Genomic DNA, 20,826 nt, shown 5'->3' with positions numbered 1-20,826 from the left:
ATACTGGTTCCCGGACTGGATGATAAGCAGCGCGCCTTTGCTATAAAATAATCACCAGCTCAGGTTTTTCAACCATTAAGATAAATCATCTGGTTAACAGGCTTTGCAAAGTAATTAAAACGGTTGTTATTTGCGCACGCACCAGGTGGTCATGGCCCTGGTATTTTGTACGTTGGTTGTTTTAATCGGTTCGTGAAGCTGCCCGCCAAGGTTTTTGGTGAGTCTCAGCAGCATCTCCTGGTTAACCAGGAAACGTTCCGATCCGTCTGGAAGCATATACCTGCCATTTCCGATAAAACGGACCAGTGATTCTATACCGATTTCTGAAGCCAGGCGGCAGAAAAAATATCCGCCTGGTTTAAGTACACGCCACATTGAAGTTAACATCGCTTCAAAATGTGCCTGGTTCATGGCAAAGTGCAGTACGGCCGAACTGATCACCAGATCAAAACATTCATTTTCAAAAGGCAATTGTTCTACCGGTGAGGTGCTAAAGTTTTCATCCGGATTAATATGCTTAAAAGCACTTGCCATTACTTTAAGCTGTGCTATGGCTTCGGGATCACGATCTACGCCATAAACCTGTGCGCCACTTTTTAAAAAGTACAACAGGTTTCTTCCTGTTCCACAACCGGCGTCCAGAATCGCCTTACACTCATCATAAGTACCTTTCAGTAACTGGTCAAATAAATAAACATCTATGTTTCCGAAGGTTTCCTGTATCTGCTCGCTTTTCATCTCTGGCGCAAATATAATTACAAATTGCCGGGACGGAAAACCGATTTCAGTTTTAAAAAACATGGCCCAAAGCACAAAAGATGCTTAAACAGGGCCAAATACTGCCGCTTTATATCATGTTCATATTTATTATGTCATCAATATCGAACGGCTTCAGCTCCTGTATTTACCCACCCGGCTCATTCCCATGTTTCCCATTTGCCGGTCTGGCGATCATATTTTGCAAATTGTCCTGAATCTGTAAATTCAGAAACCGTCATGCCCACTTCAAAAATCGAATCCCTGTTCCAGCCCGCCATAAAGTAAACCGCTCCCTTTGTTAACAGGGCCGTTCCAAAATCTTCGTCGACATGAGTAAAATGCAGTCCGTAAAGGTCATCGGCCGTCAGTTTATAATCGTACCTCAATAACCTTTCTTTCAAGGCTTCAAACTGTTCTGCTGTAAAGGGAACTAAATTTTCTGTGTTTTCGAAAAACCCCTCCTCACGGCCTGCCTGTTCTTTTTCCTTGGTTTCAATTCTAGATAGCGAAATATCGAAGCTCATACTTATTGGTTTTAACCTGGTTTAACCGGTAACGAATCACCTGTTTGTTTATTTTTCTGTTTACCTATAACATTTAAGGTGCTGAATTGTTGGTTACAGTACCGGAGAATATCAGTTATTCCAGCGAATAAGTTTAACATCATGATCAACAAAGCCCTCAAGTCATTTTTTAGCAAATCGATTTTCATTTTAGGCCTCATACACCTCGCCTATTTTATTTACGGTTATTTCAGGTTTGTAGGGATTGGCAGAATCTACATCTACACGGAGTTTTACCGGTTTAAGTTTTATGATGATGTATCCATTTCGCACTTTTTTGTAAGCGGTTTATTTTTACTGACGGTGCTTATTTTACTGGTCCGGAATCATTCCAAAGAAAGGTATAACATGCTAAATCTGGTTAAAATCGGGGCCATACTGCTGTTTATGGTGTTTTTATCCTTAAGCTTCTTTATGAGTTATAGCTTTGGCATGAATGCTAAACTTAAACAGGAGTTATCTGCCAAAAATTTCAATGCAGATAAAAGGCTGTTGAACGTTTTAAATCCGCTTTTATACCCTGGCTCCTATTACAGGTCAGAAACCCTGTTCAAGGTAACCAACATTCTGTATCCAAAGCCCTATCCGGTAACCGAAGTAACAGATACTGTTTTTTACGAGCCGGGAAACAAAGCATATTATAGCGTCGAGTCGGCCTATTACAGTATCGATACGCTTAAAATGCTTACGTCAGCTTACAATAAGTTAAAAAGCGCAGCCCATATAGCCGCTGAGTTGCCGGGTCTCGATCAGCAAGAATTTCAGAAGAGGATCCTGTCCAAAACCATCAGCAAAGATAGTACTCAGATCATATTCAGAGGGGCTGCAGTCAACCCGAGGTTTGACGACAGCATCTGTGTCTTTCTGGAAAACAACACCCTACTCAGCCCGGTTAATGGCGAAGCTATTGCAGTACAGCAGCGGCAAAGCGCCATAAACCGCTATCAGCTTCTTTATCAGTTGCCTCATGATTCGTTACTTCATGCTTTTCAAAAACTAAACTTATTGCTAAAAAAATATCAGGTCGAATCTGCTATCGATCCGGCAACGCTTACCCGAGATGTATTCCGTTTCCGGGATCAGGACCGCGAGCAGCTGGACCAGATCAGGAATAATTTTAACCGAAACGCGCTGGTTGAGAAAATCAATATTTTAAACCGGCTTTTTTACCAGCCAAATTTTTTTCATCCATCCATCAGGGCAATTTTCTTTATCGTACTATTTTCAACCTGGCTTTTTGGATTTGCCATTTTTATAATTTCTACTTATTTGCGGAAACCAAAAACCAGGGGTTTTAACCAGTAAAACCTAATGGATTGATTTAAGAAAGTAAAGGTTTATATTTGCCTGTGCAGGCTGTTTAAATTAACAAGTAACACCTACAGCTTCCTCTGCGAATGAGTGGAATGAGGCCCGCAGCAACATAGAGAAAAATCAGTTGGAAACCATTATCATCAAACCCGAAAACCAAGCATCAGAAAGCTGGAAGATGTTTTCCAGAACCATGTAGAATATCCGGTTTCTTATCCCATTGAAAATCTTTACCTGCGCACGATAAGCCACGATATATTCGGGAAAACATTTTATTACAAAATGATCCCATGTTTAGAAATGTGCTGGAATTGGAACAGAAACTAAATTAAGCTGTTTGGACATACAGTTATTCGTATTTTATCCGGGAAGTTGCTTAGGCTAACTAATCAAAATCCAGTTCAACAAACATGCTGAATGCTAGTTTACCACTGCATTTACCCTGGCAACAAAATCGTCTATACTAAAAGGTTTTGGAATGAAATCATCCGGATGACATTTTCGGTTAACCTCATTTGCAGAACAATGTGCAGACATCATCAGAACCGGCACATCAACGGTGCGTTGATCATTTTTCACTTCCCGGCAAAGGTCGTGTCCATTTCCATCAGGCAGACGGACATCTAAAATCATAAGGTTTGGTGAAGTAAAAAGTAAATCTTTCCTAAAGCTTCTGATATCAGGATATAGCTTCACCTCATAATTTTCATCATCTAATAGCAATCCTATGATTTCCCTGATATCACGATCGTCTTCTAAAACCATTATTTTCTTTTTCATCATCCTTCCAAGTGTAATGATATAACCATTTGGAACTTATTTGGTTTTAACAAAATAAAAAGAGTTTAATCATTTATCTAAAAGGCTGATCAAAATGAACATTTCTTAAGTTATGAGGCAGTTCAGTCCGTTGGTTGCTTAATCCGAACCGGCCCCTTAATCTTTTCCACATCAACCGCCTTGCCTTTCTGGGTGATGGAAATCTTACCATTAACACAAAGGTCAATAGCCACTTCCATAACAGTTCCCATGTATTTACGCCAATGATCAGGATAAAGCATTCTGGCAATTTCTGATGGGCAGGTGCTTTTATCGGCTCCGCGCTGACCGGCCACCAATAATATACGCTCTGCTATTTTTTGCTTCTCTTGCATCGTCATTAAAACGCAAAACTTCAGCAATTGGTTTCAGAGAATATGGCAGCCTGTTTAATAAGCGGCTCAACATAATCTAAACAATGCCAACAGCTCAATAAGAAAAATGCTGATATATGTCTTGATCAGTAGATTACTTGGGGTTAAATACGGGAAATAAATACAAAAAGGTTCGGTATCAGAATTACCCAAAACTTTCGCCGCTTTATCCAGTTGTTATGGTAACACCTTTAAAAATCCCAATGAATATCGGAATAATAGCGCATTTAAAACATCCCATCCGTAAGCCATACATGGGCGGACTGGAAGCTTTCACTTACGAAGTGACCAAAAGACTTATTGCCAGGGGACACACTGTTACCTTGTATGCGAGTGAACTGAGCGATCCTGATCTCAATGTTAATGTTATACTCACTGATGTGGATTACGATAGGGAAACGCTAAGCAGGTTCAGGTCGCATGAGCTGAGCGAAGATTTTATTTCCACGCACCACGCCTATTTAGAGCTGATGCAGGATATTGATGGCCGCGAACATGATGTTATCTTCAATAATAGCCTGAACTACGTGCCACTTACCATGTCTACCGTTACGGCAACGCCAATGGTTACCGTGCTACATACGCCTCCTATTTTCGAAATGAAGCGCGCGATGTTACAGGAGCGTAAAACAGGCCGCATACGCTATGTAAGTGTTTCAAAACCGAATGCACTTGCCTGGCAGCCTTTCCTTAACCATTGTGAGGTAATCTGTAATGGCGTGGATATTTCATTATGGAAATTTTATGCCAAACCTGCTGGTGATTACCTGGTTTGGTTTGGACGGATTCACCCGGACAAGGGAACACACATTGCCATACAGGCCGCTAAACTGGCTGGCTATCCGATTAAAGTCGCCGGGAGTATTGCAGATTCGCACTATTTCCAGACTTACGTTGAACCGCTGATTGACGAGCGCGTAGAACTGCTTGGAAACTGTAGCCATGAAACGCTTAATGAGTTAATAGGCAACGCCAGATGCGCGCTCATTACTCCTTGCTGGGATGAGCCCTTTGGCCTTGTTGTGGCCGAAAGCCTGGCCTGTGGTACGCCTGTAGCCGGCATTTCTCGTGGGGCATTGCCCTATCTGGTGACCGCCGGAACAGGTTGTCTGACCAGCAGTAATGATCCCGGAGAACTGGCAAATTGCATCAATACGGCTGTTGAAATGGATCGGGCAACCTGCCGCCGCCAGGCCGAAGAAAATCTGGATATTGAACGGATGATAGATGCTTATGAATTATTGCTAACGGATACGGTAACCCGTGTAGCCTGATATGGAAATTGCTTTTTACGTTCATCATCATGGTTCAGGCCATCTGATGAGGTGTCTGGCCATTGCCTCTGCCCTCAAAAACTGCCATATTACTTTTTTGGGAAGTGGGCTGGCACCATATAAATCAATAATCCCAGGCACTATCGAACTTATTTATTTACCAATGGATACCCCCACTGATGAGGACCATTATTTCCTAAATCGAAGCCTGGAGGGACTGCACTACGCACCGCTTAATGTTGGTGGACAGCTCCAGCGGGTAAATATCATGACCGGCTTTTTGTCCAGCCGCCCCAAATTGCTATTTGTTGTCGATGTTTCAGCCGAAATGGCCATGCTATCAAGGCTGTGTGGCGTACCCACAATCGTTGTCAGGCAACATGGTTTGCGAGATGATCTTCCACATCAAATCTGTTATCGAAATGCCATTGGATTATTGGCTCCGTTTGATGTGCGGATGTCTGGACGAGTGCCAACATGGATCCATGAAAAAACTTTTTATACAGGTGGGCTCAGCCGTTTTGCACCCAGTGCAGACCTGTCTGACGCCGCCAAAAGGCATGTAGCTGTACTGATTGGCAGTGGTGGCACGAGTATAGATCACCATTTCTTAAATCATCTGGCCTGGCAATGCACAGAGTGGACCTTCCACATTGTGGGCAATGGTCAACATGCGCAAAACATTAATAATTTATATTTTCATGGGAAGTTGGAAGATCCCCGAGCTATTCTGGCAGACTGTTGCATAGTGATTGGAAATGCCGGCCATAACACAGTGATGGAATGTGCTTCGCTGAATAAACGTTTTATTGCTATAGCCGAAGAACGTCCATTTAAAGAGCAGGAGGAAAAAGCCGTTATTATTGATGAACTGAAATTGGCCACGCACCTCCCGGCCTCGGCGATATTCCACACGGACTGGAAAGAGATGCTTGAAAATTTGTTAACCAGCCGCCCCAACTGGACCGGGTTTATCAGAAGCGATGCAGCCGAACGCGCGGCAGATTATCTGATGAATACCCACCGCTCTGTTTTTCAGCATCATTAAGTCAATTTAAGCGCTTTTTCAATTTCCTGTGCTGAAGGCAATCGCCTTAACTCCAGATGGCCTTCCGACCATTCGATCAATCCCGCGTGTTCAAATTTTCTCAGCCAGCCCTCCATAGGCCAAATTCCCCATTTGCCCCTAAAAGCTTTTGCATTGCTGACGATATCTGAAAGGTGATTCATAGGCGGATCATAACTGGGATGATACTGATGGAAGGCCATCGCATTTATCGTATTCATAGGTATCTGCCTGGCTTTTGCGGCAAACGCAAAATCGGTATCTTCTGCCCCGTATCCGGTAAAGAGCTCATCAAATCCACCAATTTCTTTAAAAACGGCTTTACTACAGCCAAAATTAAGCGACCAAAAAAGTTCATAAGGGTATTGATCAACATTTTCGCGTACAGGATCTGGTATGCTGTATTCCCTCATACATTCGAAGAGGTCTTTCTTTTCCATGGCCTTTGCCGTAAGATACCGCACCCGACCAGAGATCAGTGAATCAGTGCCGTTAAAAGCCTGGGCATAAACGGAAAGAAAATCTGACGCAGGAATACAGTCGACATCCAGAAACACTACCCGATCGTAACCTGCTGATGATACCGCAGCATTTCTTGCCGCTGCCAATGGTAAATGATGAACACAGTTAACCACATACTGTTTGAGCGGAAAAGTACAGGCAGGCAATTGATAGGGTTCCTCATTCATGTGTATAATGATGAGTTCCGAAGGTTGTGTTGTGCCACGTTCCACGCCGATAATCATATTGATGAGTGCATTGCGTCGGTTTTTTACGATCGTGACCAGTGAAATATCCATGATATCTTAACTTGCCAGGAGGTTAAAAAGTTTGAATAAATCTATTCTGAAACGACTTTAAAATCACTAGCCGGGCGATAACACCAATAAAAAGGTACTACAGTCAGATCTCTATCATCATGTAATTGTCAGCATTTGGGATATATTAGTAAATCGCGTCCCAATGTCGTATATTTGTTACACAATAATCCAAACAGCCTATAGCAATAGCCCTACTTAAATCATTTCAATTAGTTATCTATGAGAAAATATATCTTGGGCATCTTCTGTATCATTTTATCGTTAAGCTTTTTCTTATTGGCCATGGGCGATAAAAAAATCCAGCATCCGAAAACGGTTGCCGGTGTTTCAACCTCAATCAGGCCAAGTTACTCCGCTTATGCAAAGTCGCTTTATAACCAGGTTCATTTAAAGGATTCCGGGCTGACTTATCCGGTGTTTGAAAAAGCCCTTACCGGCTATTTTAACCTAAAGGAAGCTGGTAGATTATCGGATCATGCGCTTTTGAGTATTGCAGACTTTGACCAGAGAAGTACGAGAAAACGGTTATATGTACTCGACCTGAGTAAGAAGAAAATGGTTCTAAATACCTGGGTAGCCCATGGCCAGCGCAGTGGCGATGATGAAACAGTGACTTTTTCCAACCAAAATGATTCGTACAGTAGCAGTATCGGTTTTTACGTTACGGGTGAAGAGTATGTTGGGACACATGGCAGATCGCTCAGGTTGGATGGTATGGATGCCGGCTATAATGATAATGCCCGGATTCGTTCTATTGTTATCCACGGTGCACCTTATGTTAGCCAGGGTACGATTGCCGCTTTGGGGCGTCTAGGAAGAAGCCAGGGCTGTCCGGCGGTAAGTCCTGAACTTTCCGATCAGTTGATCAGTGCAATGGGCGAAGGTAGCGTGCTTTTCATCAATAAAAGTGCAGAGAAATATGCTTCACGCTATTTAGATGAGCAGCATGCCGCATTGGCCGCTTTACCAGCCCTGAACAACAACAGTGATCAGGGCCAGTTTAATCTGGATTAGGCTTTATTTAAGTGGGTATAAAGTACCGCATCCTGACCGTAAATATCATTAGCAAACATTAATTTTCCACTGCCTGAATCTTTCCAGCAGGTAAAGTAGGCCAGGTATACTGCAACCTGTTTGGGAAGTGAAATGTTTTCGGCCTTTGGATCTTTGCTTTGCATGCCTTCCCTGATTTTATTAAATTTTTCACCTGGGCCAAAAAGTACCCTGGCCAGTTCCAAAGGTTTTTCCAGCCTCACACAGCCATGACTTACGGCCCTTACTGCTAAATTAAAGGCAGCTTTGGCTGGTGTATCGTGCAGGTAAACACTGCTTTGGTTATTGAACAGGAATTTGATTTTACCCAGAGAATTGTCTGCTCCCGGCTGCTGCTTAAAGGTGTAGGTTTTACCGGCATCAGGTGCCGACCAATCGATAGTCTCCGTATCTTCTACCTTTTTACCTTTATAAAAAACATCAATATTTTTGTTGCTTAAATAATAGCGGTCCTGAGCGGCATACTTCGCAATTTCATTACTGGCTATACTTTCGGGAATATTCCAAACCGGGTTAACCTGTACACTGTGTATCATACTTTTCAGCTGAGGAGTTTCGCGGTTAAATGCCCGGTCCTTTTTCAGATCATTTTCATCGTATTCGGTCAATGAGGTTGCCTGCCCGGTATTGCGTCCTTCCCCTACACAAACTTTCATGCTTAAAACCGGCTTTTGCTTTTCAATTACCTGAAGTTCAAAAGCCGGTATATTTACCCATACATATTTATCTTCCTGTTGAGCAGTATGCCATCTCAGGCGTTCCATGTTTACGATAACAATGCGTCTGGTTTCCTCAACAGAATGGCCCGGAGCAGCGATATTTTGACTCAACGCCGTCTGAAGCATTTTGTAAGCTTCGGAACTGGGTTGGATACTATCTAGAAACGTATCGATATCACGGGTTTGATAAGGTTTTTTAAATGAAAGGGAATCTGGCCGGAGCACCTTGGTGTAAAACTGTGCAAATATTTTCCTTGGACTTACCACCCCATATTGCATGGCTGCAGCATAATCGGTAATAGCAGCACTTGCAATCAGTTCGAGATCAATAACCGCATCATAAGCTTGATCGAGCGTGTTGACCTCCTTTTTAGAATAAATTTTCGCTAATGCAGCATTTAGTTTTGTCACTTGAAATTTTTCAGGCGAAAGACCGTGTTCTTTCGCCGCACTAATCTTTTTAGCGGCCTTCACTAATCCACTATCGGAAAGAAATTTAGCGATCAGAAGCGGTTGGTAGTCTGCCTCCTCATAAATTTGCTGTGTAAACTTTGGGTGAGACATTGATTTAGCCTTTTTGCTTAACACAGCTTTCAACTTATCGCTTAATACTTCAGCATCAAGTTCTTTATATAATTTAATGCCGGTCACTTTGGTCAGTTCAGCACCGGTTTCAGACTTAGGCTTGTTACAGGCCTCAAATAGTATCAGTAATGGTAAAAGCATCAACAAGCTTTTCAAAAGTTTAGGTACTTGCGTATTATTCATGCTCATATAATTGGTTTTTTGCAAAATTGTTTTCAACACTTAAGTAATAAACTGTTAATCAACAATTTATTTTAACAAAAGGTGTTTTTAAAAATTTTAGTTTGTGGGTGATTAGCATATCAGTACAAAAAATGCCCTGATGATGATCAGGGCAAATGATTAAAATTGATTTGTAATTGACTAAGGGTGTCCGCCTCCACCTGCTGCACCATAAATTTGACCGGTTGCATAACTTGCGCTGTCATCTGCCAGTTGCACATATATTGAAGCCAATTCAGCTGGCTGGCCAGGACGGGCCAAAGGTGTTTGTTCGCCAAACTTTTCAATGGCATCCTGTGGTTGACCACCACTGGTTTGAAGCGGAGTCCATACCGGACCAGGTGCCACTCCGTTTACACGGATGCCTTTAGGACCAAGTTGTTTTGATAAAGATTTAACAAAGGCTACATTGGCAGCTTTGGTCTGTGCATAATCAAAAAGATTTTCCGAAGGGTCATAAGCTTGTACCGAACTGGTTGATATAATCACCGATCCAGGTTTTAAATGTGGAAGTGCTGCTTTAGTGATCCAGAATGGTGCGTAGATATTGGTTTTCATGGTGGCATCGAATTGCTCTTCACTTAAGTCTGAAAGTGAGTCAATGGCCTGTTGTTTACCAGCATTATTGACCAATATATCCAGGCCGCCCAGTTTTTCTACCGCGTCATCAACCAGTTTTTTGCAAAAGTCGCTGCTGGTAATATCACCTGGAATGGCGTATGCTTTTTGTCCGGCATCGGTAATAATCTTAATCACTTCATCCGCATCAGTCTGTTCTTCCGGCAGATAATTGATTGCCACATCTGCCCCTTCACGTGCATAAGCAATGGCTGCTGCCCTGCCAATACCAGAATCGCCACCTGTAATTAAGGCTTTTCTGCCCTTTAACCTGCCGGAGCCACGGTAACTTTCCTCGCCATGATCGGGCTGAGGGATCATTTTGTTGGCCAGTCCGGGCGGCTGCTGTGGCTGACGTTGAAAAGGTGGTTTAGGATACTGTTCGAGTGGGTTTTTCAATGCTTTGTTTTGCTCATTTTCCATAGTTAGATATCTTAATGTTACTTTAAGGCAACAAGGCAAAATGGCCTTTGTTCAAATTATTTTCACTTTAAATCAACTATCCACCTATTGAAAATAAACTATAATAATCAGCGCGCTAAACGTTTCCCTGCCTGATAATAAATTTCAGCCATTGCTTTCTGCAGGTTGGCCTGTAATTCGGCCCGCTTTACCTGCATTTCAATCAGCTTAGTTTCCCTTGCATTAATCAGGAAAAGATTGCTCTCTCCCAGTTCAAACTTTTGCTGTTCACCGTTCACGAGTGTGCGTTGGCTGGCTACGTTCCTGGTTTGCAATTCAAGCTGCCCCTGATAACCCTTGTATTGGTTAAATGCTGCCAATACTGCGGTCTGGATTTCCCTACCTGTTTGCTGCAGGCCATATGCGATATCAGCCTGCTTGATTCTTACCTCACGAAGCTTGCCTCGCTCTTCCCTTAAAAACAAAGGGATAGCAAAATCGATACCCACCTTATAATTAGCCAACCGAAAATCATAGCTATCTGCTACGTACGAAAAATCACGCCTCCCGGCTAAAAAAGCGCCCTTCACATTCAGCTTAGGTTTTAACATCTCTCTTCTATACTGTTCCTCAACACCTAACTGGGCCTGCTTGCTTTTGATTTTCAACAGCGTCGGATGAGCTTCTGTGGCATGGCTAACCAACGAATCAAGCTGTACACTGTTCATTAAACCTTTTGCATCTGCTATATTTTCGGGCACAGCAAGTAAAGGAAGTTCCTGAGGTACACCATCTGCAGACCATAAATTATTCGAAAGTATTAGCCGGGCATTGTTTAATTTAACTACCGATTCCTGAAGCTGAACCCTACGGTCTTGAAGTGTAATGGATGCCTCTACAGAATCAATCGGTGGCTTATCACCAATAAGCACCTGTGCTTTTAAGGCCAGGAATCTTTTCTCAGCAAGATCAACGCCTTCGGCAGTAAAACGTTGCTGTTCGAAAGCATAATACCAGTTCCAATAGTCTTTGAGTGCATACAGCCATACCGCATTGATCTGCGAAATTTTATCTGCCTCTGCATAGTCGACCATGATCTTAGCCTGCCGCATCGTATTCCTGCGTGAGTCTATTAAAAGCCCCTGCCCCAGCGGGATACTGAGGCCTATCCCCGTAAGCCCCGTGTTGCTGGTCCTGGTTTCCGGATTATTATAGGTACCCACATTACGGTCGTAACCCACATTTAAGTCTGCACCTGCCAACCAAAGCGGAACCTTCAACTGGCTGTTCCAGTGGTTATAATATTCAGTGCCACCAAAAATTTTTCGACCAAAAGATGCAACCACCTCCGGATCGAAATTCCCCAGCGACTGTAACACTTTGGCTTGGGAGGCTTTAGGCAGCAAGGCAGCCTGTTTAACAACAGGGTGTCCTGCCAGTACAATTTCCTGTAAATCGCGGATCGAAAACACCTGGACACCAGCGTTGCTTTTTTGTTGAGCAGACGCGGAGCAGACCATTACAGAAAGGTAGATGATAAAAACATTGCGCTTCAATAATGCCGCCAACCATCCTGGTCCGGAGGCATGCTTTGCATAGTCGGTTCTCATTTACTTATTATTGATATTTTCGGCGGTCGGAGCCTTATCTAAACTTGGTGGAAACCCGTTAAGCTGACGCCAGATCTCATACCATACCGGAACCGAGCGCAGGATAACCCTGCCATAAACCCCTGAACCCTGTCTCAATTGAATTGGCCATGGCTCATCACCCTCAGGCACCTTGTCGAGTTGCCTCACCAGTATACGGTATTTGCCATTTGTACTGACCCTGTCGATCACAGATACTTTACCTCCAAAAGTACCCACTGCTACCGATGGCCAACCTGAAAACTGAACAGAGGGCCAGCCTTCAAACTGCAGCCTAACATTGCTACTGTCTAAAATCAGGGGAACATCCATTGCATCTACATAAATTTCGGCAGCAACCTGAGGAGATAATGGCTGCAATGTTGCCACAGACTCTCCCTCCTTAATGTTTTCGCCGATACCCGCTTTATATGTTTTTACGATATAACCATCCTGCGGAGCACGCACCACGTAAAGCCCCCTCCTGATGTTAATATTTCTCATTTCATTCCGCAATTTTGATATCTCTTCTCTTACGGATGCTTTACCTGAAATCGCTGAACTCAGATCTGATTGTGCTGAGGCTAAAGACTGCGCATATTTTACTCTAATGTTATCCAGTTCGATAATGGCATTGGCCAGCGACTGTCTGGAATTATTGAGTTTATTCTCCTGAGCAACCTCTTTAGCCTTATCTTCTGCCAGTTTTAATCTTCTCGATTCGATATCGGTCAGTGAAAAAAGACCGTTTTTATAACCTACTTCATAGCGTTCCAACCGTACTTTACTGGTTTGGTAAAAGTTTTTTACAGCCACCAGTTCAGCACTATCAATACTGACTTTGTTTTTCGCCTGCTTCACGTCGTTACGGGCGGCGTCGAGCTGTACTTTTAAGCCATTATTCAGGGCGTTAATCTTGGCATCGCTTGCAGAAATCTTTTGATCGGCTGCCTGCTCGCTCCCCCTTTTGGCAGTAAGCTGTTCGTCCAACCGTTCAGGCAATTCGGGATTGAAATAAGAATGGCTGGTTTCAGAAAGCACCAAAATGGTGTCGCCCTTTTTCACCTGCTGCCCTTCTGTTACGGCCCAGTATTCAATACGTCCGCCAATTTGGTTTTGTATCGTCTGCGGCCTGTCTTCAGGGCGTAGGGCTGTAACAGTGCCCCTACCAGATATGGTTTGCCTCCATGGCAGCAGCAATATGATGATAAAAAGAACAGCTACCCCAATCATTATTCTCCCCAGCAACCTTGGGCCGTTCACTGAAATCAATTGGCCCTTAGATAACACCGCATATTCATTCACTTTCCTCACTACTAGTTTTTTAGTCTGACTAATCATGCTGCAGTTCTCCTTCCTCCAGTTCCATATCAGTTACCACAGCAAGTTTCTCACTTCCTGTTACCATATCAAAAACGGTATTTAAACTGGTCATCAATTTTTCAACGGCATAAGTAATCTGTACAATAATCACCTCTGCGGCAACAAATTGCCCGAAAGTCATCTCCCTTTGAACAACAAAATAAGAGCCTAGCAGTAAAAGCGCCCCCATCAGGGTAGTCCTTAAGACTACTGCACTGGCAAACAGCCGTTTCAAAATGCTAAAGTGATCGTTTCTGGCCTCCACATACCTGGAGGTGATTTCGTCAGTCACTTGTACTATCTTATCCATTTCATGCTTTTTTCCGCGATAAGCATCCAGATCCTCGGCCACATTTTCCAGATAAGCCACAACCTCATATTTATACTCCGATTCCTCGATACTGGTTTCCACTCCTCTACGGTAATAAATGGTAATAATGACAACGATACAGGCGATGGTAAAAATGCCAAAACCAATAAATACCGGGTGGTAGAACGAGAGTAGTATGGCACTGAAAAATATCAGTACCCCTGATGCCACAATATCTATCAATAACTTGGTGAGACCTTTCTGAATGGTGAGAATATCAAAAAACCTGTTTACCAGTTCTCTTGGATCTTCACCTTCAAACTCCTTTTTTTTGATTCTGGGCAAACGATAGGCAAATCCGATCGCTGCCTTGATAAAGATTTTCTGTTCTAAATACTCTACCAGCGAAAGCTGCCCCAAAAGCAGCATCCCGCCAACTACAATTCCAATTAAAATCGCAGCAATCAGAATATAGGTTGAACTGTACATCGAACCGTTTGCGAGCAGATTGAAAACTGCTGCTGTACCCAGTGGAAGGGATAAGCCGATCAAGCCGATGAAACCGGCATAAAGAAAGATGTAATTAATTGTAGATCGCTCCACGTGAAGCATTTCTACAAGCCGCTGCCAAGGCGTAGGAGTTGAGTTTGTATGGTGCTTTTTCATAAATCGTACACGTAACACACATTTTATAACTTTGTTTGGAGAGAATGATATTTTTTCGGCTCTACTACTGCAGATTTTATTCCTAAAATATGCTTCACATCACCAAAAAATTGCTCTTATTTCGAGATATCGCCAATTTCATGCATTTTTAAAAGGTTTTAGTAATTGTCTACTCCTATTTTTAACCTTATTTTTTACTTGGATTTTGGAATCTAGCGCAATATTCGACAGATTAATCATTTTTATTTTTATGACAAACCCATGATATGAATTTTTTAGTATGTGAAATAGCTTCAGGAGTGTTTTTCCGACGGATCTTCGTGCAGTTTTGGGTTATTCTTTACTTTTGACGGAAAATTTGGTGATTCTATATTTACAGCGCCTGGAAAACAATCAGATAGGTTCCTTTATTACATCCAGAAAAATTACTTCGCTCGCTGGATCCTACAACGTTTACCTATACTAAGCAGCAATATCTCCACCAAGCTTTTGATCTCAATTTCTAATATATTTGTCATTTTAACTTATGGCAAAAAAAATCAGACACATTCCGGTTAACGTTTTACCGAAGGGTACCAGCCGGGGCATCATGATGTTAAGAAAATACTTTGATGGCGTCCCTGATAATGAGCAGGTAAGGCGACCGCACCGTGATCATGGCTATACCTTCATTTTGCAGGAAAAAGGAATTACACATATAGAGATAGATTTTAAAACCTATCGTATTCAGGCACCCGCTATCGTATATCTCCATCCCAGCCAGGTTCACCGGTTAATTGCATTTGAAAAAGCCGAGCTCAGTACCTGGATCATCGAAGAAGAAAACCTTCATCCGGCTTACCTGAGGGGGTTGAACGACCTTATGCCTGTAAGTGCCCTGGCATTGAGCGAAGATAAGCTTTCTATTTTTTCACAAATGGTAACGCTATCTTATACCCTTTACACAGCAATTGAAGACAACCTATATCATACCACACTAAAAGAGAGTATTAATACCTTAACGGCATTCATTACCTCCCTGTACCAGGCTCAATCCAGTCTTACTGAAAATCCTAACCGGTTTAATGCTATAGCCAGGGCATTCAGAAAGGAACTGGAACTTCGTTACAAAACCGTTAAACGTCCGGCGTTATATGCAGATTTCCTGAACATTTCAGTTTCTTATCTCAACGAATGTGTAAAGGCTGCTACAGGGCAATCGCTTTCCAGCAATATACACCAGCGCGTTATCCTGGAAGCCAAAAGGCTTCTTTATCATTCCGACAAATCGGTGAAAGAAATCGCGAATGAGCTCGGTTATGATGATTATTCGTATTTCATACGGCTGTTTGTTAAGGTTACCGGATCAAAACCTTTAGATTTCAAACTCAAAAACCGCGGTTAGTCCTATACTTACACTGATTAGAACATTCTTTTTAAACCGCTGATGCCGTTCCTTTGTGCTAATAAAATAGCATATGGAAACTTCTAAAAATATAAATTTAATACATGGACGCCAGATCGCAATTGTTGGCGGTGGTCCCGGGGGACTTGCCCTGGCACGTTTACTACAGCTCGAAGGCGCAGATGTGAAAGTTTACGAACGAGATATCAATCAAAAAGCGCGTGTACAGGGCGCCATTGTGGATCTGCATTACCACTCGGGACTGAAAGTGCTTGAAGTAGCAGGATTAACTGACGCTTTTAAGGCCTGGTATATGCAGGGGGCAGATAGGTTTAAGCTGTTAGATGAAAATGCAAACATCTTGTTAGATGATTTTTTTCAGAGTGGCAGATACACTTTTGGCGATGAAAATTTCCGTCCTGAAATTGACCGGGGTGCGCTGAGGGATATCCTGATCGATTCGTTACAGCCGGGTACCCTAGTATGGGACAGTCAGCTGATTAACCTGTCGCTCCATAATGGCCGATGGGAAATGCAATTTAAGAACGGCAGTTACGCCTGCGCCGATCTGGTTATTGGTTGTGATGGATACCGTTCCCGCATACGGGAATATCTCACCGATATCAAACCGGTATATACCGGTGCGGCCATCATCCAGGGAGAAATCGATGATCCGAAAACAGCTTGCCCGGAGATATACCAAATGTTCAGCAATGGAAGCCTGATGGCAACCGGACAGGGAAAAATGCTTACCATTCAGCCCAGGGGTGATGGTGGCCTAACCTTTTATGCAGCGGCTATGTACCCTGAAAATTGGGAAAAGACCAGCGGTTTAAATTTCAATAGTCCAGAAGAAGTGCGTAAATATCTTTACAAATTTTATAATGGCTGGCATCAGGCATTCTATACACTTTTTAAAGCCTGTACACAATTCATCTACCGGCCGCTCAACTACCATCCGTTAAACTTACGCTGGCAAACCAGACCCAACATCACCGTTCTGGGCGATGCTGCACACCTGATGCCGCCAAATGGCGAGGGCGTAAATCTGGCGATGCTGGATGCGCTTGACCTTAGCAACTGCCTAAGCAGCGGAGTTTATCCAAATGTAGAGGCTGCGCTAAGCGCTTACGAAGAAATGATGTTTGCAAGAGCTTCGCCTATCAGCGAAGAGACTGTAGAGGGGATTGAGGATTTTGCTTCGCCAAACCACGAATCTGTCCAAAAATTCATGCAAATTTTCGGGAATGAAGAAAACACTTAAAATGAGATAAGCACAATTCAAAACTTTAAACACTACCTGCATCAGCTTAATTTCGTAATCAATCATCCGGATGTGGACCCGAACTTTTTACGGTTCGGGTTACATTTTCCGGTTTTAAGGCATTAGCTGGTCGCTGCCGTCTTAGTTAATAAATCTATAAGTGCCTTTGCAGAAGGGCCTGCCGATAGTGGATTTTGACCGGTAATCAGCAAGCCGTCCGTTTCAACGTGCGATAAAAATGGCACAAGTGCCGTTTTTACTTCTGCACCCAGTTCTTCCAATCTGGTTTGAAGCAGATAAGGTACATTTCCGCTTCGGCCCACCAGATTTTCTTCGGTATTGCTGAAAGCCGAGATGATTTTTCCCTTTAAAAACCCTGCGCGTTGCCTTTCTGCACTAATCAGTGCCGCCGGTCCGTGACATACAGCAGCAACCGGTTTTCCAGCGTCAAGGAAACTGAGTATTAAAATACCACTGTTATTATCCTGAGCGAGATCCCATATCGGACCGTGTCCTCCCGGATAAAACACGGCATCATAATCTTCAGCGCTGATCTGATTTAAAACCTGTGTGTGCGAAAAAGCTGCTTTTGCGGCCTCATCATCATTATACCTCCGGTTGGAACCGGTTAAATGCTCGGTTAATTCGCTCATCGGATCAACAGGTGGCCTCCCTCCTTTCGGGCTGGCTAAAGTTACGTGATAACCTGCGTCTATAAATTCGTAGTAGGGATCTGTAAACTCGCCCAGCCAAACACCTGTTTTCCCATCTGTATTTTCCATCCCGCTATGTGATGTTAATACCATCAATATTTTTTTCATAAATCTTATTTAATATCATCAGGTTCTAGTTCATTTCCTTCCTCGTCAACGCGTTGGTGTTCATCCCAGTTCGAATCCTGTCCGGTTTTATCCTGCTGCTCCGCATTTTCTTCTTTTGGCCGCTCTTCCTTTTCTTTAGGGTCTATCATAACAATGCTTATTAGTTTAAGTAACAACATTGCTGCACATAAAATAGTTCAGCAAAGTTTAATTTATCTGGTTGCCTACCCGTAAGTTCTTGTTTATAACGATCAAAAAAGAAATGCCTATATTTATCTGAAGAGACTGATCATGATCAAAAAAGAAATTTTAACAGACAGGCTGATATTAAATGAACTGGAAACGCACGACCATTTGTTTATTTTGGAACTGATTAATTCTGCAGGCTGGCTGGAGTTTATTGGCGATAGAAATATACGTACTGCTGAAGATGCGCTGGCCTATGTTGAAAAAATTATAGCCAGTCCTTTTACTAAATACTGGAAAGTCAAATTGAAGGCAAATGACCAATCTGCCGGAATCATCACCTTGATTAAAAGAGATGATCTGGAGCATTATGATATCGGATTTGCTTTTTTACCTGCTTACACAGGTGCAGGATATGCCTTTGAAGCTATAAATGCTGTGCTTGATTCGCTTCCGGAAACGATTTTGACAGATAAAATACTGGCCATTACCAAGGGAGAAAACATGCGGTCGGTAAAGCTACTGCAAAAGCTAAAGTTTACATTTGAACGCCAGGTAGATGTAGCCGGAAAAATACTGTTGCAATACACTTTAAGCGCAGACGAAATACAGATTGGAAAAGTTACCCGTTCATTTTTTAACCTGTTTAACAATACGCTTAATGAACCCGATTTTGAGCCGGTATATCAGCTATGCACTGCTTCTGCAAGCATCATCAGGAAATCTGGCACGCAAGCAGATGTTTACGGACTGGAATCTTTTATTAAACCCAGAAAAGAAATATTGACGGACGGGACTCTACAGCAATTCAGCGAATTTGAAACAGATGAAGAAACCAGGGTTGTCGGAAATATCGCACAGCGTTATTCAAAGTATCGTAAACAAGGACTGCTAAACGGCGTTTACTTTGAAAGCCGCGGACATAAGTTTTTTCATTTTATGAAAGAGGATGGCGAATGGAAAATTGCCCAGGTTGTCTGGGAAGATGAAATTTAAATTTAAAAAGAAGCCGTTACTATCTCCCATCAGTGAACCAGTATCATCTACTGCTGATCCAGCCTTATCAGTCGGCAGATTTTGCTGATTTGAGATTACAATCTTTTCCTGATAAGTAAACGATAAATAGCCAGGCAACCCGGAATCATCGGCAGAACTGCAGTCCACATACCGGGAAAATAATACTTTCCGGTGGTTTTTACATAAAAATTGGGCATTTGTGATATTCTGGTGCCTTTAATTGATGCTGTTAACGAATGCGGATCATGCGGAAGCAGCTCGGGAGCAATCAACGGAAAAATAAAGTGGGTAAATTCTGCAACGCCCGGGCCAATAAAGATGAACCAGGCCACAAATCCGGCTATCGGTATTTTGTAATACAGCCCAAGCGAAGTAAGGGTATAAATAACCGGGCCGATTAGTGCAAATACCATTAAAAAACTCCTTTCACTCCATGGGATACCAAACAGCCTGCTCATTGCCGGTGCAAAACCCATCAGGTATTCTTCAACAATATGAATCTGCAAACCGGCAACCGTAAGTATAAAAAGCGGAAGGATAATGCTGGGATCTACAGGCTTTTTCAGATAGGTAAAATACCAGCAACAGAAGCCAATCAATGCCGCGCCACCTACGATAATAACCGGTGGAAGCCCGATAGCAAAATAACCCATCACGGGCGCTACAACGGTAAAAGTACAGGCCGCCAGAAAGCTGACTTTTGGAGATAATAATAAGGGGGTTTTCATACCAGAATAATTTTAACCCGAAAGTACGATCCGTAAAAAGCCTGGCATTTATCAAATGATAAAAACTATTTTATCGCCCTGATTCTGCTTAATGATACCTGCGTGATACCGAGATAGGAAGCCAGATCGGCCAGGCTGATACGTTGCAAAAGCGGCCCGTATGTTTTCAGGAATTTATGGTAAGCGATATGAGCTGTTTCTTCAAGGGTACCGCCAATCCTTTCCATCATATTCACCGCAGCCAGAGAAAGTAGTTTCCGGTAATAGGTTTCGATGGAATGATACCGATGGCAAAGCGTGTCAAGATCATCATGATTGAGACAGGTAATCAGAGTATCTTCGAGGGCCATAATGGCATATGCAGAAGGCTGTTGAAGTACAAAACTGTCCAAAACGGTAAACATATGTCCTTCAGCGAAAAAGCGCATAATGAAATCGCGGGTATCTGTGTAAAAAAAAGTTTTAACCAAACCGCTGTCTATAAAATAAATCCGCTTACAAACCGTTCCGCTCTCCAGGATCAGTTCACCTTTGCGGTATTTCTTTTGATAAAGTTTTGCTGCTAAAGCATGATTTGTTTCACATTCGAGGCTGGAAAGCGCAGAGACAAAAGTAAGAAAGTCTGTTGCATGAAGAGCGTGATCCGTTGCCATATCCGCAAATTAAGTAAAGTAAAGCTAAAAACATATCGTTTTTTCCCAAACGAATTAACTTAAATTAGCATAAAACACATGTTAACATTAGTGTGTTATTAAAGTTTAATCTTCATTGGAGCCAAAATTTAAGTAAGCTACGACTTCCTTTTGCTCACCCTAACCGTTTTAGGATGAACAAAAGAAATCCGATTAAATGTTCTTTCTATCGTAACCTGCTT

The 20,826-nt window shown here is 42.7% G+C and carries 21 protein-coding genes; 7 read left to right on the top strand and 14 right to left on the bottom strand.

The window, feature by feature from the left end:
- Window positions 1-126: 126 nt before the first annotated feature.
- Together QZ738_RS08980 and QZ738_RS08975 are read right to left on the bottom strand one after the other, a co-directional pair.
- The gene (locus QZ738_RS08980) at window positions 127-738 is read right to left on the bottom strand and encodes a class I SAM-dependent methyltransferase (RefSeq protein ID WP_293786725.1); all 612 of its coding nucleotides are present in this window, start codon (window positions 736-738) and stop codon (window positions 127-129) included.
- A 179-nt stretch (window positions 739-917) separates the two neighbouring features.
- Window positions 918-1,283 (bottom strand): hypothetical protein, encoded by a 366-nt coding sequence (locus QZ738_RS08975; RefSeq protein ID WP_293786724.1) that lies wholly within the window; start codon window positions 1,281-1,283, stop codon window positions 918-920.
- A gap of 141 nt (window positions 1,284-1,424) precedes the next feature.
- On the opposite strand from QZ738_RS08975, the gene QZ738_RS08970 reads away from it, so the two are divergent.
- Window positions 1,425-2,627, top strand: a complete 1,203-nt coding sequence (locus QZ738_RS08970) for a hypothetical protein (RefSeq protein ID WP_293786723.1) — start codon at window positions 1,425-1,427, stop codon at window positions 2,625-2,627.
- A gap of 426 nt (window positions 2,628-3,053) precedes the next feature.
- Here QZ738_RS08970 and QZ738_RS08965 read toward each other — a convergent pair whose 3' ends face one another.
- Both QZ738_RS08965 and QZ738_RS08960 read right to left on the bottom strand, forming a co-directional pair.
- Entirely contained in the window at window positions 3,054-3,416 is a 363-nt protein-coding gene (locus QZ738_RS08965; RefSeq protein WP_293786722.1) for a response regulator, read from the bottom strand.
- A gap of 119 nt (window positions 3,417-3,535) precedes the next feature.
- The gene (locus QZ738_RS08960; protein ID WP_293786721.1) at window positions 3,536-3,787 is read right to left on the bottom strand and encodes a DUF3253 domain-containing protein; all 252 of its coding nucleotides are present in this window, start codon (window positions 3,785-3,787) and stop codon (window positions 3,536-3,538) included.
- A 242-nt stretch (window positions 3,788-4,029) separates the two neighbouring features.
- On the opposite strand from QZ738_RS08960, the gene QZ738_RS08955 reads away from it, so the two are divergent.
- Together QZ738_RS08955 and QZ738_RS08950 are read left to right on the top strand one after the other, a co-directional pair.
- Window positions 4,030-5,100 carry a glycosyltransferase family 4 protein gene (locus QZ738_RS08955; protein WP_293786720.1) on the top strand — a complete coding sequence of 357 codons (1,071 nt, stop codon included), beginning with the start codon at window positions 4,030-4,032 and terminating at the stop codon, window positions 5,098-5,100.
- 1 nt (window position 5,101) lies between these two features.
- A complete protein-coding gene (locus tag QZ738_RS08950; protein ID WP_293786719.1) occupies window positions 5,102-6,148 on the top strand; it encodes a glycosyltransferase in 1,047 nt (348 codons plus the stop codon).
- Here the strand turns inward: QZ738_RS08950 and QZ738_RS08945 are convergent.
- The gene (locus QZ738_RS08945) at window positions 6,145-6,966 is read right to left on the bottom strand and encodes a glycosyltransferase family 2 protein (RefSeq protein ID WP_293786718.1); all 822 of its coding nucleotides are present in this window, start codon (window positions 6,964-6,966) and stop codon (window positions 6,145-6,147) included. The genes QZ738_RS08950 and QZ738_RS08945 overlap by 4 nt on opposite strands.
- Window positions 6,967-7,206: 240 nt before the next feature.
- Here QZ738_RS08945 and QZ738_RS08940 point away from each other — a divergent pair, with 240 nt between their 5' ends.
- Entirely contained in the window at window positions 7,207-8,001 is a 795-nt protein-coding gene (locus QZ738_RS08940) for a murein L,D-transpeptidase catalytic domain family protein (protein ID WP_293786717.1), read from the top strand.
- Here the strand turns inward: QZ738_RS08940 and QZ738_RS08935 are convergent.
- From QZ738_RS08935 to QZ738_RS08915, 5 genes are all read right to left on the bottom strand, one after another.
- Complete coding sequence (locus tag QZ738_RS08935; protein WP_293786716.1) at window positions 7,998-9,527, bottom strand: L,D-transpeptidase family protein; 1,530 nt, start codon at window positions 9,525-9,527, stop codon at window positions 7,998-8,000. The genes QZ738_RS08940 and QZ738_RS08935 overlap by 4 nt on opposite strands.
- Before the next feature lie 180 nt (window positions 9,528-9,707).
- Complete coding sequence (locus tag QZ738_RS08930) at window positions 9,708-10,607, bottom strand: SDR family oxidoreductase (RefSeq protein ID WP_293786715.1); 900 nt, start codon at window positions 10,605-10,607, stop codon at window positions 9,708-9,710.
- A gap of 107 nt (window positions 10,608-10,714) precedes the next feature.
- Window positions 10,715-12,196 (bottom strand): TolC family protein, encoded by a 1,482-nt coding sequence (locus QZ738_RS08925; protein ID WP_293786714.1) that lies wholly within the window; start codon window positions 12,194-12,196, stop codon window positions 10,715-10,717.
- On the bottom strand, window positions 12,197-13,555 hold the full coding sequence (locus QZ738_RS08920) for an HlyD family efflux transporter periplasmic adaptor subunit (protein ID WP_293786713.1): 1,359 nt from the start codon (window positions 13,553-13,555) through the stop codon (window positions 12,197-12,199). It lies immediately after the preceding gene.
- Window positions 13,548-14,552, bottom strand: coding sequence for an ABC transporter ATP-binding protein (locus QZ738_RS08915; RefSeq protein WP_293786712.1), 1,005 nt, complete (start codon window positions 14,550-14,552; stop codon window positions 13,548-13,550). Before QZ738_RS08915 ends, QZ738_RS08920 begins: the two co-directional genes overlap by 8 nt.
- 526 nt (window positions 14,553-15,078) lie before the next feature.
- On the opposite strand from QZ738_RS08915, the gene QZ738_RS08910 reads away from it, so the two are divergent.
- Window positions 15,079-15,936 (top strand): AraC family transcriptional regulator, encoded by an 858-nt coding sequence (locus QZ738_RS08910; protein ID WP_293786711.1) that lies wholly within the window; start codon window positions 15,079-15,081, stop codon window positions 15,934-15,936.
- A 73-nt stretch (window positions 15,937-16,009) separates the two neighbouring features.
- Window positions 16,010-17,200, top strand: a complete 1,191-nt coding sequence (locus QZ738_RS08905; RefSeq protein WP_293786710.1) for an NAD(P)/FAD-dependent oxidoreductase — start codon at window positions 16,010-16,012, stop codon at window positions 17,198-17,200.
- A 122-nt stretch (window positions 17,201-17,322) separates the two neighbouring features.
- On the opposite strand, the gene QZ738_RS08900 is transcribed toward QZ738_RS08905, so the two are convergent.
- Both QZ738_RS08900 and QZ738_RS08895 read right to left on the bottom strand, forming a co-directional pair.
- Window positions 17,323-18,021 (bottom strand): type 1 glutamine amidotransferase domain-containing protein, encoded by a 699-nt coding sequence (locus QZ738_RS08900; protein WP_293786709.1) that lies wholly within the window; start codon window positions 18,019-18,021, stop codon window positions 17,323-17,325.
- Between the two features lie 5 nt (window positions 18,022-18,026).
- Entirely contained in the window at window positions 18,027-18,170 is a 144-nt protein-coding gene (locus QZ738_RS08895) for a hypothetical protein (RefSeq protein ID WP_293786708.1), read from the bottom strand.
- A gap of 142 nt (window positions 18,171-18,312) precedes the next feature.
- Here QZ738_RS08895 and QZ738_RS08890 point away from each other — a divergent pair, with 142 nt between their 5' ends.
- Window positions 18,313-19,203 (top strand): GNAT family N-acetyltransferase, encoded by an 891-nt coding sequence (locus QZ738_RS08890; RefSeq protein WP_293786707.1) that lies wholly within the window; start codon window positions 18,313-18,315, stop codon window positions 19,201-19,203.
- 95 nt (window positions 19,204-19,298) lie between these two features.
- Here QZ738_RS08890 and QZ738_RS08885 read toward each other — a convergent pair whose 3' ends face one another.
- Together QZ738_RS08885 and QZ738_RS08880 are read right to left on the bottom strand one after the other, a co-directional pair.
- A complete protein-coding gene (locus tag QZ738_RS08885) occupies window positions 19,299-19,952 on the bottom strand; it encodes a hypothetical protein (RefSeq protein ID WP_293786705.1) in 654 nt (217 codons plus the stop codon).
- Window positions 19,953-20,017: 65 nt separating this feature from the next.
- Window positions 20,018-20,605, bottom strand: a complete 588-nt coding sequence (locus tag QZ738_RS08880) for a Crp/Fnr family transcriptional regulator (RefSeq protein ID WP_293786703.1) — start codon at window positions 20,603-20,605, stop codon at window positions 20,018-20,020.
- Window positions 20,606-20,826: the final 221 nt, after the last annotated feature.

It is taken from the genome of uncultured Pedobacter sp. (genome assembly GCF_913776295.1).
GTDB lineage: Bacteria > Bacteroidota > Bacteroidia > Sphingobacteriales > Sphingobacteriaceae > Pedobacter.
This window is presented reverse-complemented; position numbering and strand designations above follow the sequence as displayed.

Coding starts and splice junctions, on each gene's coding strand:
- QZ738_RS08980 (WP_293786725.1), bottom strand. CDS start 738: ATGAAAAGCGAGCAGATACAGGAAACCTTCGGAAACATAGATGTTTAT.
- QZ738_RS08975 (WP_293786724.1), bottom strand. CDS start 1,283: ATGAGCTTCGATATTTCGCTATCTAGAATTGAAACCAAGGAAAAAGAA.
- QZ738_RS08970 (WP_293786723.1), top strand. CDS start 1,425: ATGATCAACAAAGCCCTCAAGTCATTTTTTAGCAAATCGATTTTCATT.
- QZ738_RS08965 (WP_293786722.1), bottom strand. CDS start 3,416: ATGATGAAAAAGAAAATAATGGTTTTAGAAGACGATCGTGATATCAGG.
- QZ738_RS08960 (WP_293786721.1), bottom strand. CDS start 3,787: ATGCAAGAGAAGCAAAAAATAGCAGAGCGTATATTATTGGTGGCCGGT.
- QZ738_RS08955 (WP_293786720.1), top strand. CDS start 4,030: ATGAATATCGGAATAATAGCGCATTTAAAACATCCCATCCGTAAGCCA.
- QZ738_RS08950 (WP_293786719.1), top strand. CDS start 5,102: ATGGAAATTGCTTTTTACGTTCATCATCATGGTTCAGGCCATCTGATG.
- QZ738_RS08945 (WP_293786718.1), bottom strand. CDS start 6,966: ATGGATATTTCACTGGTCACGATCGTAAAAAACCGACGCAATGCACTC.
- QZ738_RS08940 (WP_293786717.1), top strand. CDS start 7,207: ATGAGAAAATATATCTTGGGCATCTTCTGTATCATTTTATCGTTAAGC.
- QZ738_RS08935 (WP_293786716.1), bottom strand. CDS start 9,527: ATGAATAATACGCAAGTACCTAAACTTTTGAAAAGCTTGTTGATGCTT.
- QZ738_RS08930 (WP_293786715.1), bottom strand. CDS start 10,607: ATGGAAAATGAGCAAAACAAAGCATTGAAAAACCCACTCGAACAGTAT.
- QZ738_RS08925 (WP_293786714.1), bottom strand. CDS start 12,196: ATGAGAACCGACTATGCAAAGCATGCCTCCGGACCAGGATGGTTGGCG.
- QZ738_RS08920 (WP_293786713.1), bottom strand. CDS start 13,555: ATGATTAGTCAGACTAAAAAACTAGTAGTGAGGAAAGTGAATGAATAT.
- QZ738_RS08915 (WP_293786712.1), bottom strand. CDS start 14,552: ATGAAAAAGCACCATACAAACTCAACTCCTACGCCTTGGCAGCGGCTT.
- QZ738_RS08910 (WP_293786711.1), top strand. CDS start 15,079: ATGGCAAAAAAAATCAGACACATTCCGGTTAACGTTTTACCGAAGGGT.
- QZ738_RS08905 (WP_293786710.1), top strand. CDS start 16,010: ATGGAAACTTCTAAAAATATAAATTTAATACATGGACGCCAGATCGCA.
- QZ738_RS08900 (WP_293786709.1), bottom strand. CDS start 18,021: ATGAAAAAAATATTGATGGTATTAACATCACATAGCGGGATGGAAAAT.
- QZ738_RS08895 (WP_293786708.1), bottom strand. CDS start 18,170: ATGATAGACCCTAAAGAAAAGGAAGAGCGGCCAAAAGAAGAAAATGCG.
- QZ738_RS08890 (WP_293786707.1), top strand. CDS start 18,313: ATGATCAAAAAAGAAATTTTAACAGACAGGCTGATATTAAATGAACTG.
- QZ738_RS08885 (WP_293786705.1), bottom strand. CDS start 19,952: ATGAAAACCCCCTTATTATTATCTCCAAAAGTCAGCTTTCTGGCGGCC.
- QZ738_RS08880 (WP_293786703.1), bottom strand. CDS start 20,605: ATGGCAACGGATCACGCTCTTCATGCAACAGACTTTCTTACTTTTGTC.